General features: G+C 65.4%; 9 protein-coding genes. 6 read left to right on the top strand and 3 right to left on the bottom strand.

What is annotated here, in order from left to right:
- Window positions 1-197: 197 nt before the first annotated feature.
- Window positions 198-2,069, top strand: coding sequence for an adhesin (locus AABE10_RS28075; protein ID WP_342936467.1), 1,872 nt, complete (start codon window positions 198-200; stop codon window positions 2,067-2,069).
- Window positions 2,070-2,137: 68 nt separating this feature from the next.
- Here the strand turns inward: AABE10_RS28075 and AABE10_RS28080 are convergent, their stop codons facing one another.
- Window positions 2,138-6,517: a translocation/assembly module TamB domain-containing protein gene (locus AABE10_RS28080; protein ID WP_342936468.1), complete on the bottom strand. Its 4,380-nt coding sequence runs from the start codon at window positions 6,515-6,517 to the stop codon at window positions 2,138-2,140.
- Window positions 6,518-6,560: 43 nt separating this feature from the next.
- Window positions 6,561-8,411 (bottom strand): autotransporter assembly complex family protein, encoded by a 1,851-nt coding sequence (locus AABE10_RS28085; protein WP_342936469.1) that lies wholly within the window; start codon window positions 8,409-8,411, stop codon window positions 6,561-6,563.
- Window positions 8,412-8,736: 325 nt separating this feature from the next.
- On the opposite strand from AABE10_RS28085, the gene AABE10_RS28090 reads away from it, so the two are divergent.
- The 4 genes from AABE10_RS28090 to panD all read left to right on the top strand — a co-directional run bounded on the left by AABE10_RS28090 (window position 8,737) and on the right by panD (window position 11,490).
- Window positions 8,737-8,922, top strand: a complete 186-nt coding sequence (locus AABE10_RS28090; RefSeq protein ID WP_090864585.1) for a DUF3460 family protein — start codon at window positions 8,737-8,739, stop codon at window positions 8,920-8,922.
- Window positions 8,923-9,795 (top strand): ScpA family protein, encoded by an 873-nt coding sequence (locus AABE10_RS28095; protein ID WP_342936470.1) that lies wholly within the window; start codon window positions 8,923-8,925, stop codon window positions 9,793-9,795.
- A 348-nt stretch (window positions 9,796-10,143) separates the two neighbouring features.
- Window positions 10,144-10,977, top strand: coding sequence for a pantoate--beta-alanine ligase (panC, locus tag AABE10_RS28100; protein ID WP_342936471.1), 834 nt, complete (start codon window positions 10,144-10,146; stop codon window positions 10,975-10,977).
- Window positions 10,978-11,103: 126 nt separating this feature from the next.
- Window positions 11,104-11,490, top strand: a complete 387-nt coding sequence (panD, locus tag AABE10_RS28105) for an aspartate 1-decarboxylase (RefSeq protein WP_342936472.1) — start codon at window positions 11,104-11,106, stop codon at window positions 11,488-11,490.
- Between the two features lie 78 nt (window positions 11,491-11,568).
- On the opposite strand, the gene AABE10_RS28110 is transcribed toward panD, so the two are convergent.
- On the bottom strand, window positions 11,569-12,228 hold the full coding sequence (locus AABE10_RS28110; RefSeq protein WP_342936473.1) for a ParA family protein: 660 nt from the start codon (window positions 12,226-12,228) through the stop codon (window positions 11,569-11,571).
- Between the two features lie 215 nt (window positions 12,229-12,443).
- On the opposite strand from AABE10_RS28110, the gene AABE10_RS28115 reads away from it, so the two are divergent.
- On the top strand, window positions 12,444-12,863 hold the full coding sequence (locus AABE10_RS28115; protein ID WP_342936474.1) for a PaaI family thioesterase: 420 nt from the start codon (window positions 12,444-12,446) through the stop codon (window positions 12,861-12,863).
- Window positions 12,864-12,886: the final 23 nt, after the last annotated feature.

The raw sequence follows: 12,886 nt of genomic DNA on the forward strand, positions 1-12,886 counted from the left end.
AGCAACGCAACACGAGACGAAACAGCTTTCGCAGCCAAATCCTTTCTCAAACTCAGAGTGTTCCTGCATTCAGCCCAATCGGATTCTTCGAAAATTGCGATCGGTTTGTCAGACGGCGCGACTGCCCGCGTTTCCGCTAACGCGACACGCGCTTCAGAGCAGACACATCCGCTCGCCATCCCGAATCGACCACCGACATGAGCACCGAAGAATTCTCCCTCGACGCGTTCGAAGCCCTCATTGCTTCTCGTGACTACGACACCGCGCACGAAGCGCTGATCGTGTTGATCAACACGCTCATTTCGAATCGCGGCCGGCTGCCGGGCGTCGATCTGGCGTTCGCCGATCCGACGCTTCCAGCGAGCAACGAAGCAGCCGCGACGCTGCAGCGCATCGCCGACGCCGTCACAACGCTCCTCGCCGATCCGCAATTCCGCCTGAGCGACAAACAGTTCAACCAGCTTTTCGCGAGCCGTCACTGGCTCAACATGCTGTTCGTCGCGTCGGCATACGGCAGCACGGATCACATCCTGCGCGCGCTGCTCGAACACGCGACATCATCGGACGATGCCGACAGCGCGAAAGCGCTGGTCAGAAAGCAGATCGTCCTGTACACGATGGAATCGCAGTACGAAATCGATCTTGCCGATCTGGCGAAGAGCGAGCCGGTGCTTGCGGCGAGCCTCGGCATGTCGATCGTCGGGTCGGCCGTCGTGATCTCGCCGGCAGCACACGCAAAGCGCGAGCGCCTGATCGAATGGCTGCCCGGCGCGCTCGAAACCATCGACGACCTCGACGATCTGCCGGGCGCGGCCATCTGCGGCGCGTACATGCATTGCAGCTATTCCGACCTGCCGAACCGCCATGCGATGAAGCGCGGCATCAGCCGGCTCGTGCGCAGGAAACTCGACTCGCTTGGCCTGCTCGCCCACGAGACGGAAGTCGCGCACGCTCCCGCGCCGGAAGAACAGGCCGGGCGCAAGCCGCTGATGATCGTCGTGCTCGAATGGTTCAACGGCGGCCATTCGATCTATCGCACGCATTCGCGCACGATGCTCGCCGCGCGCGAGCGCTTCGAAGTCGTCGCATTCGGCGAAGCGCAGCATGTCGACGAAACAGGCCGCGCCGTGTTCGATCGCTTCATCCCCTTCGAGCATCCGGAGTATGTCGGGGAGATCGTCCGTCAGGTGCAGAACTTCGCGCGCGACAATCCGCCCGCCGTGCTGTACATGCCGAGCGTCGGCATGTTCGCGCACACGATCTTCATGACGAACGTGCGCGTCGCGCCGCTACAGATCGCGGCGCTCGGCCACCCGGCGACGATGCACGCGTCGTGCATCGACTACGTGAGCGTCGAGGAAGATTTCGTCGGCCATCCCGCGTGCTTCAGCGAAAAGCTGATGCGCCTGCCGAAGGACGGACAACCGTATGTGCCATCGAAACTGCTCACCGACATCACCCCGGGCGTTCCCGAGCGCGGCGAGTTCATCGACATCGCCGTCACCGCGAGCGCGATGAAGCTCAACCCACGCTTTCTCGGCGCGTGCCGGCGGATCATCGAAACGGCCGGCATTCCCGTGCGCTTCCATTTCATGACGTCGTGGGCGGAAGGTCTCGATATCGCCTACGTGCGCCGGCTGATCCACGCGGCGCTGCCGCCCGAAAACGTGCTGGTGTACGGCGGGATGCGCTACCCGGCCTATATGAGGGTGATGAACACGATGGACATGTTCGTGAGCCCTTTTCCGTTCGGCAATACGAACGGCATCGTCGATGCGCTCACGCTCGGTCTGCCCGGCGTCAACCTGTGCGGCGCAGAAGTTTTCGAGCGCATCGACAGCGGGCTCTTCGGACGCGCGGGCATGCCCGCCAGGTTGACCACGCATTCGATCGACGAATATGTGCGCGCCGCCGTGCGGCTCGCGACGCGGCACGCCGAGCGCGAGATGTTGCGGCGCCGGTTGATCGAGGAAAAGGCCGTCGAGCGGATTTTCGACGGACGGCCCGAGGCGTTCGGCCGGATCATGAAGGCGCTGATGAATGCGCAACGGCAGGCAGACGCGCGCTAACGCATCTCCGCCAATTACTTGCTCTCGAACCAGGCCGGCCGCTCACGCAATTCGCCGGTCTCTTTCGATCACCACCGCAGCCGGTCGAAGCGCCGCGTGTACTGCAAGTCCATCCCCTGGAACGTGCCGCCGTACGCGGCCACCGACCAGTAGCGCGTCAGGTTCACGGTTGCCTTGATTGCGTTGCTCGCCGACTGCAGGCCCTGTTCATAGCCGATCACGAGCCACTCGCTGATCGCCTTCGACACCATCACGACCTGCGGATCGGTCAGCCCCACTTCGCTTCGGCCGATCGAGAATTCGTCGAGTCCGAACTCCTGCGCGATGCGCTTGCCACTGGCACTGCCGAGCAGCGCGAGCGCCGTTGTCATCGTGCTCTGCTGGCCGACGTTGTTGCCCTGGTCGGTGCCATGTCCGAACAGCAGCCACGAGAGCTTTTCGTTGTCCGGCACGCTCGGCTCCGACACCAGCTTCGCGACGGGCGACTGGATCGTGCCCGTCACCTGCACGCCCGCCTCGACCTGCTGGTTGCGACGCATCGCGAGAATGTTGATGCCGGGATTCGCGACCGGCCCGTTGAACGTGAAGAAGCCGTTTTCGATGCCGAGCTTGCGGCCGAACGCCGTATAGGTCGAACCTTCCGTGACGCGCACGTTGCCGACCGCGCGCAGCGGCATGTTCGGCGCGCTCAACGCGGTGATCGTGCCGCGCAAGCCGACGTCCGCGCCCTGGCCGCGGAAGCGGAATTTCTGGCCCAGATCGATATCGATGTTCGCGCGCGGCGCAAACGCGCCGACCGGCTTGTTCGAATTGCCGGTTTCCTGCGGCTTGCCGCCGGCGACCGATCCGTCCGGGCGCACGACGACGACATCGTCGCCGAGACGCGGCTCGCCCTTCTCGGGCATGTCGAACAACGCGTGATCGATGACGAACTTGCCGTTGATCGCGAGTCCGCCCTGCGCGCCCGCATTCGCCACACTCGCGCTGCCCGACATCGTCAATTGCCGGTCCGGCGCTGCGAACAGTTCGAGCTTGTCCGCGATGATGCTCGCCGTCAGATCGGGCTCGGCGTTGTCGAGCCGCACGCGGCCCGTCGCGCGCAGCGTGCCCGATGCACCATGAAACTCGACCTGCTGGAAATCGACGAGATTTTCGGAGAGCGCGATATGCACCACGCCTTCCTTCAACTGCACGCCCTGGTCGACGAGCGTCGCCGACAATCCGTCGCCGATCAGCGAGCCCGACAGATTCGGCTTCGCGACCGTGCCGCCGAGCGCGAGCTTCAGCGCCAGATGGCCGTCGAGCAGATAGCTCGGCCCGAACAGTCCGCCCGTCGTCTTCAGCGACGGCACGTTCGCATTGATGTTGCCCGTGAGCGGCCCTTCCTGATTGACCGTCAGCACGCCGTCGCGCGGCACGAGCGTCGTATGCGCCGACGCGTCGACCACGCCGATGCGGCTTGCCTGCGCATGCACGGTCGCGTTCAGCTGATTGCCGCCGCTGAAGTCCGCGCGCACGGCGATGTCGCTGATGCCGACGGGCGCGTAGCCGCGCCCCACTTCGAGCGTAATGTCGCCGCCGCGCCGCTTCAGCTCGATATGGCCCGTCGCCGTGTCGGCGAGCGCAAAGTCCCAGTTGCCGTCGAAGACGAGATCGGTCTTGAGCGTCGACGGCACGCCCGTGAACTCCTGGCGCAATTCGAGCATCCGCGCGACCGACACGCCCGTCAGCGTGCCCGCCGAACGGATGCGCCCGTGGTCGAGCGCGAACGACTTCAGATCGAGCACCGCGCCTTCGAGCGTCAGCCGCGTCGCGCCGAGCGTCACGCGCTGGCCGCCCGCGCTGACGGTGAGCGGCGATTCCATGTTCAGCGCAGGCGTGCCCGTGTTCGACAGGCGCGTGACGGTGCCGTCCCAGTGCGTGCCGTCGCGCGCGTCGGTGAGCTTGCCGTTCGCAGCCAGCGCCAGGTCGAGTGGCCGGCCTTGCAGCGTGCCCTTCGCGGCGGCGTCGAGCGTATGTTTCGCGCGCGTGCCGTTCAGCCGCGCGGTGAGCGTGCTCAGCTCGACGCCGGCCGTGCTGACATCGCGCGCGTCCGTCGTAAAGACCATCGCGCCGTTTGCGCCATCGCGCAACTCGACGTGTCCTTCCGCGTGCCCGAGCTTGTTCGACGCGAACACGACGTTTTCCGCCTTGTAGTCGAGCGCGACATTCGGATGCTCGAACGTGCCCGTCACGTCGCCCTGCGCCGCGACGAGACCCGCGAACCCGAAGCCGAGCCTTTCGAGATCGGGCGCGTCGACGTGAAAGCGCAGACGGTCGCCGCGCGCGCCAAAACTGCCTTGCAGATCGACCTGATTGCCCGCGACGGAAAGATTCGCGCGGCTCGGCAAGATGCGCGAGCCGGCCAGCTGCACGGTGCCGCTGCCCGTCATCGGCAGGCCGTCGTAGACGCTTTCGCCGAGGCGGAACTCGGCTTTCGTCGTGAACACGGGGCCCAGCACGCCCGCCGCCGACAGCGTGCCGTTCACGCGCGCTTCGATCTTGCGCGACGCGGGGGCTTTCGCCGGTGAATTCGCCGCTGTTTTCGCGGGCGTTTTTGTCGACGCCTTCGTGGGCGACTTGCTGGGCGATTCAGGCGCGCTCGTCGTGGTGTTGCGGCCCTTGTCCACCTTGTCCGGCTTGCCCTTTCGTGTACCGCCCTTGCCCGCTGGCGCCGCGCGCGACGGCGTTTGCGTGGTCAGCGTCAGCGGATCGAAATCGGTCAGCGTCGCCTTGAGGTTGTACGTGGAATGCTCGTCGCGCTTGATCGCGCCGTTCAGGTCGATGCGGCCTTTGCCGGACGTGATGCGCACATCGTTGAAGCTCGTGCGCGCCGGGTCCAACGTGATCTTGCCTTGCGCGCGCAACGCCGACTTCGGATCGTTCAGGTCGAGCGTAATGCTTTGTATATCGTCGTTCAGCCGGATCGAAACGGGCCCGGCGAACTGCGTCGGGCGCACGCTCGCCTGCAACGCGTTCAGGTCCAGCTTCGCGACCTGAAGATCGAACTGCCCGCGCTTGCCCGTCAGCGTGCCGCCGCCCGTTACGGTCGCGTCCTTCACGAGCCGCACGTTGAGATTGGACAGACGCTGCGCCTGCGCGTCGAGCCGCACGTCGACATGCGCGTCGATCAGCGGCAGCAGGTGCTCGTCGATCGAGCCAGGCTTCGCGTTCACGATCGACACCGCGCCTTGCACGGCGAAAGCGCGCGCGCCGCCCGCTGAGGGTTGCGACGCCGGCGCAGGGGCGCTCGCCATGCTTGCGGGATGGGCAGAACGGGCGACACCGACGGGACTCGCCGCCTTGGCCGGACTTGCATTTGCGGCAGCCACCGGACCCGCCACGCTCGCCGCACCCACGCCGCTGGCGCCGCTCGCCGCCTCTTGCGTGGCCCCATTGATCGCCTCATGCCCCGCCGCGTCGCGCTGCACGGGCTGCAACTCGGCGCGCACGGCGAGATCGGCGAGCGGCGCGCCGGGCGCGAAAGCCTGCGGATTCACGTGATCGAAAGTAAGCGTCGCGCGCTGCAACGGCACATCGGCGAACGGCGTCGCTTCGACGCGCGCATGGCCCGTCAGCTTCATCCCCGTCGCGTCGAGTTCGGCGACCAGCGTTTCGAGCGTGCCCGACAGATGCGCGCGCACCTGCACCGGCTCGTCGTTGACCTTGCCCGAATAACCGGCGTCGCCCGTCAGCGGAAACGGCCGCACGCCGTCGAGCTTCGCCGCCGCCGTCACCGCGCCGAACGGCGTGTCGAGCCGGTCGACGGATACCTCGTGATGCCGGCCGTCGCTGCGTCCGTGGAATTGCAGCCGCGCGTATTCGGAGGTCGATCCGCCCTGGTGCAGGATCAGCCTGTCGACGCTCAGATCGCGCACGGCCAGTTGCAGCGGGAGGCGCAAGTCTTTGGGCAGGCTCATCGGCTCGGACTTCGACGTGGACGGCGCGATGCGCGCGTCGACCGTGCCGATATGCAGATAATCGACGACGAAGCGCCACGGCTTGTCGGATAGCGCCCATCGCCCGTCGATGCGGTCGACGCGGATATCGGTGCCGCTGCCGTCGAGGCTGCGCCAGCGCACGTCGCGCATGTGCAGGCCCGTCGCGATCGCGCCGCCGTCGAGCTTGCCTTCGAGCTGCCCGTGCAGCAGCTTCACGGCCGCCTGCCACGCGTAAGCGGTGCCGCGCTCGGTGACGAACACGCCGTACAGCGCGCCGCCGATCAGCGCGACGAGCACGACGGGCACGACGATCGCCCAGACGATCGCCTTCCACAGCCGTCTGCTGCGGCGCGGTTTTTTTTCGGGCGGCGGCGTGCCGGACCCATCCGGGCCGCGAGGCGGCTCGCCGCCCGGCGGATTGTCGCCTCGCGGGTTCTCTGATGGATTCGCGGATGGGTCCGTCGTCATGCTTAGGAATGGCTATCGGGTTCGGTGTGGGTTCAGAGGGAAATCAGAAGGCGATGCCGAGCGTCAGATACGGCCGCACGCTCTTGTTGCGAATGCCATAGGCAAGATCGATGTTCACGGGACCGACGGGGCTACGCCAGCGCGCGCCCACGCCGACGCCCGGATAGAAAACCTTTTCGCCCCAGGTATCGGTGGCCGTGCCGATGTCGAAGAACACGGCCGCGCCCCAGTCGCGGTTGAACCAGTGCTGATACTCGGACGTGCCCGTCACCAGGTACTTGGTCGGCAGAATCGAGCCGCCGACGTTGTTACCGATACTCTGATATCCGTAGCCGCGCACCGAATTCGAGCCGCCCGCGCGGAACAGCAGCGACGCCGGCACGCCGCTCGACGGTCCGCTCGTGAAGACGCCGCCCAGCTCCGCGCGGAACAGAATCAGGTCGCGCGCACCGACGGGTACGTACTGCTGGCCACGCGCATAGCCGCGAATGAAGGTCTGGTCGGTGAGGAAGCCCTTCACCGCGAAGCCCGCCTCGACGTGCAGCAGGTTGCCCGAGCGCGGGAACAGCACATCGTCGGTGTTGCGGCGCGTCCACGACCAGGCGGGCACGAGCGCGCGGCTCGTCGTCGGTGCCTGGATGTTCTGGTCCAGCCGGTCCTGGTAGTACAGGATCGAGTACGCGTAGTCGATGTACTGCGATGTGCGCGTGCGCTGCACGCCCGCGCGCAAGCTGTAGATGCGCGTATCGGACACGTCCGTGCTGGTGTACGACGCGAGCGCGCTATTGGTCCAGCCACGGCGTCCCGGCGGCATCGCGAGCTTCACCTCGCCATACTGCTGGATCTGGTCGAGCCGCCCGGCGACAGAAAACGGCCACGCCGCGCCGAACGTGTCGAGATACGAATACGAGCCCTGAATGTGCGCGCCCGTGTCCGTCGAATAGCCGACGCCGCCGCGCACGCTGTTGTACGGGTACTCGCTGACCTTCACGTGCACGGGCGTTTCGAGCGGCTTTTCCGTATCGTTGCCGACGTCGATCGCGACGCTCGCGTAGTACGGCGTGTTCTGCAACTGGCGTTGCAGTTCCGTCACGCGCTGCACGTCGTAGACTTCGCCCGGCGAAATCGGATTGACGTTCTCGACGATGCGCTCCGGATAACGCCGCGGCCCCGAGACGTCGAGCTTGCCCATCGTGAAGGTCGGGCCGCTGTCGAAAGTGACGGACAGTTTCGCTTCGTGCGTGCGCGGGTCGACGCGCGCCTCGGAGCGCGCAATCTTCGCGCCCAGATAGCGGCGCGCCTGGAGCGCCTTCAGCGCCGCGTCCTTCGCGTCATCCCAGTCCGACTGCGTGAACGGATCGCCTTCGTGCAGCGAGAACGCAAAGCGCGTCGCGTTTTCCTGCGTGGGGTCTTCCGTCAGCACCGGGCCGCGAAACGACAGCGAAATCGACGAGATCGTCGTGCGCGGGCCGGGATCGACGGAAACGCGCACCTCTTTTTTGTCGTCGACCGTGCGCACGTCGGTCCGCACGACGGGCGTGAAATAGCCTTGCGTCGACGCAAGATCGCGCACCTGCTGCGGCGTCGCCGTCACGAGAAAATCGAACTGCTCGGGGGAAATGTCGTCGCGCTTCGCGAAGCGGGAAATGTCGAGATGCTCTTCGAGCAGCTTGCGCAGCGAGCGCGGCTCCGCGTCGACGTCGACCTTGTACGCCGGCTTCGCGCGCGCGGCATAGGCGTGCGAAGCCGTCAACAGCAGCAGCACGCAGAGCCCGCACGACAGGCACGCGCGCAGCAGCGCCGCCGCATACGATGCGCGATGCATCGCGGCACGGTCTCGTACCTGGATTTCGCTGCGGCGTTTGCATGACCGCTCGATGGCCCACCCCGCCAAACACGACCTCCGGCTCTTGTTGACGATTGGTTGAAGAATGCCGGCACCCGGCCGGTCAAGGCGCAGGGGAACCCCCGCTATTTGACCACATCGGCGCTGGCGCGCAATTTGTCGAACGCGCGCTGCATCAGCCGCGCAAACGCACCGTGACGCATGCAGGACGCATGTCGCGGGTGCCCGCCTTGGACGCCACGGACCGCTCGCGGTTCCGCCGACTTTTCGCTTGACCTGCCCGGGCTTGCGGTAAAATCCTGTTCTGCACCGGCGGCCCCGCCTTCCAGGCCATCTTTCGGGCGCCGTCACCTTCATTCACGGACGTCGAGCCATGTATCAATCGGATATCACGCAGTTCCTGAACCAACTGAAGCAGCAAAAGCCCACTCTGGAGGAAGAGCAGCGTCGCGGCCGCGCGCTCCTGTGGGACAAGCAGCCGATCGACCTCGACGAACGCGCGTCCAATCAGGCCGCGCGCGTAAAGCAGACGCCGTACGTCTACTACCAGAACTTCTAAGTGACCACCGCCGACGAGGCCCGCGCCGCAACGGAAAGGTCCGACGCAGCGCTCGCCACGCCCGCTACCGACTCGACGCCTGACACCGTCGACGGCATCGCTTTCGCTCGCCTGTACGGCGAGCCGCTCTTCAAGCTGCCGCAGGACCTGTACATCCCGCCGGACGCCCTCGAAGTCTTTCTCGAGACTTTCGAAGGCCCGCTGGATCTGCTGCTGTACCTGATCCGCAAGCAGAACTTCAACGTGCTGGACATTCCGATGGCCGAAGTGACGGCCCAGTATCTCGGCTATGTCGAACAGCTGCGCAAGACCAATCTCGAACTCGCGTCCGAATATCTGCTGATGGCGGCGATGCTGATCGAGATCAAGTCGCGCATGCTGCTGCCCGTGAAGAAGGCGGACACGGGCGAGGAAGCGGAAGACCCGCGCGCGGAACTGGTGCGCCGCCTGCTCGAATACGAGCAGATGAAGCTCGCGGCGCAGCGCCTCGATCAGTTGCCGCAACTCGGCCGCGACTTCCTGCGCGCCGAGGTGTACATCGAGCAGAGCATCACGCCGCGCTTTCCGGACGTGAACACGGACGACCTGCGCGCCGCGTGGGCCGATGTGATCAAGCGGGCGAAGCTCGTCCAGCATCACAAGATTTCGCGCGAGGAGCTGTCCGTGCGCGAGCACATGAGCGTGATCCTGCGCAAGCTGCAGAATGCGCGCTTCATGGAATTTTCGGAGCTGTTCGATACGACGCGCGGCGTACCTGTCGTCGTCGTGAACTTTATCGCGATGCTCGAGCTGTCGCGTGAGTCGTTGATCGAGATCACGCAGGCCGAGCCGTTCGCGCCGATTTACGTGCGGCTGGCTTACCTGCCGGCCTGACGGACGGCATCGGCGCGGGGAACGATCGTTGCGGCATACTCCCGTCGTAGCCATCCGCAAACGCGTAGCGGGATCTTCGGGGCGCTCCGACAGACGCGCTCCCGGCAGCGGCTGCGGCCCCGACACCAAGGGGCGAGACCAGGCGCCAGGCCAGGCGTCTACCCCCCGCCTCGATCTGGTGCACCACAACAACAAATCCACTACAATCCCGCGCTTTGAAGGCTTCAAAGCCGGCCCGCCGGCTCTGCGTGGATATCACGAAAGCGCGCGACATTTCGCGCAAACGAGACAACCGCGAGCTATCCAGCCGCCGTTAGCGGCCCGAATGGCTCACAACACCGCCCGATCATGAAAGTCATCAGCTCGATCCAGGAATTGCGCGACCAGTTGCGCGGCCAGAACCGCACCGCCTTTGTGCCGACGATGGGCAACCTGCACGAAGGCCATCTGTCGCTGATGCGCCTCGCGCGGCAGCACGGCGACCCGGTCGTGGCGAGCATCTTCGTGAACCGCCTGCAATTCGGCCCGAACGAAGACTTCGACAAATATCCGCGCACGCTCGAAGCGGACATCGAGAAGCTGCAGAAGGAAAATGTCTATGTGCTGTTCGCGCCGACGGAACGGGACATGTATCCGCAGCCGCAGGAATACCGCGTGCATCCACCGCACGACCTGGGCGACATCCTCGAAGGCGAGTTCCGGCCCGGCTTCTTCACGGGCGTCTGCACCGTCGTGATGAAGCTGATGTCGTGCGTGCAGCCGCGTGTCGCCGTGTTCGGCAAGAAGGACTATCAGCAATTGATGATCGTGCGAGCGATGACCGAGCAGTTCGCGCTGCCCACCGACATCATCGCCGCCGAAACCGTGCGCGACACCGACGGCCTCGCGCTCAGTTCGCGCAACCGCTATCTGAGCGAAGCCGAACGCGCCGAAGCGCCGATGCTCGCGGCCACGCTCGGGCGTGTGCGCGAAGCCGTGCTGTCGGGCAACCGCGATTTCGCGAAGCTGGAGCAGGAGGCGATGGCTTCGCTCGCCTCGCGCGGCTGGAAACCGGACTACATCGCGATCCGCAAGCGCTCGAACCTGATCGCGCCTGCCGCGCACGAACCGGACGCGCCGCTCGTCGTGCTCGCCGCTGCGAAGCTGGGCGTGACGCGCCTGATCGACAACCTCGAAATCTGAACTCGACCGCGGCGCCGGCACGGGCACCAGTTCGCGCCCGGGTTCCGGATTCGGGCCAAACGCAGGCCGAACGCGGGCCAAAGCGACCAAAACGGTCAAAGCAGTAGCAACGCCAAAGGATTAGCCATGCAACGCAACATGCTGAAGTCGAAGATTCACCGCGCGGTAGTCACGCACTGCGAGCTGCACTACGAAGGCTCGTGCGCAATCGACGAAAACCTGCTGGAAGCGGCGAACATCGTCGAGAACGAACGCATCGACATCTGGAACGTCAACAACGGTGAGCGCTTTTCGACGTATGCGATCAAGGGCGAGCGCGGCAGCGGCATGATTTCGCTGAACGGCTCGGCGGCGCGGCGCGCGCAGCTGGGCGATCTCGTGATCATCGCGGCGTTCGCGAACGTCGACGAAGAAGAGTTGAAGGCGGGCTGGAAGCCCGATCTCGTGTTCGTCGACGAAAACAACGTGATCAAGGGCAGCCGCGATCACGTGCCGACGCAAAGCTGGACCTGATCCAATCGCCAGCCACGCTCGCCGGCAACGCTCGCTGGCAACAAAGGCTGAAGCGGCTATCGGATCGACAAGCGGCCTTCAGCCTTTCTTCCCGCTCCCCTTCCCGCCCGAGCCCTTCCCGTTGAGCCACGCGGTGATCGACTCCCACTGCTCCAGGTCTTTCTCGACGCGGCTTTTCGCGACGTCCCACAGCGTCAGGCCGTGCGCCGCCAGTTGCACGTAGTTCTGCGTATCGCGCAGGTAGCCGAGCACGGGCAGATCCAGTCCCTCGACGAAGCGATGCAGCTGGTCGGCCGACTTGGTGCGCGCATCCACGCGCATGCCGACCACGCCGATCTCGATCGCCCCTTTGCGCACCGCCTTTTCCTTCGCGAGCCGCTCGAGAAATTCCTTCGTAGCGAGAATGTCGAAGATGGACGGCTGCAGCGGCACGATCACCTTGTCCGCGAGCGACAGCGCCACGTTCAGCCGGTTTCCGTGCAGCCCGGCGGGCGTATCGACGACGGCCTGCTCAAGACCCTTGGGCGGCTTGGCAGGCGCATCCGGATCGACGTGCCACGTTTCGATGGCCGGCAGCGTGTCCGGGCGTAGATCGAGCCACGCATGTGCGGACTGCTGCCGGTCGAGATCGGCGAGCGCGACCCATTGGCCCTCAGCCGCGAAATAGCCAGCCAGATTGGTCGACAGTGTGCTCTTGCCCACACCGCCCTTTGGATTCGCCACCACGATCACCGTCATGAATTCTCCCGGGAAGATGGCTGGCGCTGCCAGCCGGTTTGCCGCTCGACTTCCGGCCTGTCCGCGCTCCGCGCCCCGCTGACAAGGCATGGGCGCTTCGGCTCGGCGCGGGCCGATTATTCCAGCCGTTGATAATATCGGCAAAACCTGTCGCGTCGAAGTCCCTACGCGCTTGAGGGGCGCTTCCCTCCCTTTTTTTCGAGAGTACCAGGATTATGAGCAAACTGCGCAGCGATTACACGATCGACCGGCTCCACGAACGCCAGAAAGGCTCGCTGCCCGGCTTGCTGGGCGTGCGCGTCATCGACCTCGCCGAAGGCACGCTGACGGCCGAGCTGACCGTGCGCAGCGAGCTTCTCGCGCCGAACGGCTTCCTGCACGCGGCGACCGTGATCGGTCTCGCCGATACCGCGTGCGGCTACGCGTGCCTCGCGCATCTGCCTGACAACGCGCGCAATTTCACGACGGTCGAACTGAAGAGCAATTTCCTCGGGACGTCGACGGAAGGAATGATCCGTGCGGTCGCGAAAGGCGTGCATCTGGGGCGCAGCACCCAGGTATGGGACGCAACCGTGACCGATCCGAACGGCAAGACGATGGCTCTGTTCCGCTGCACGCAGATGGTGCTGTACTGACTACCGCAAACCATCGACGACAA

The organism is Paraburkholderia diazotrophica (genome assembly GCF_038900755.1).
GTDB lineage: Bacteria > Pseudomonadota > Gammaproteobacteria > Burkholderiales > Burkholderiaceae > Paraburkholderia > Paraburkholderia diazotrophica_A.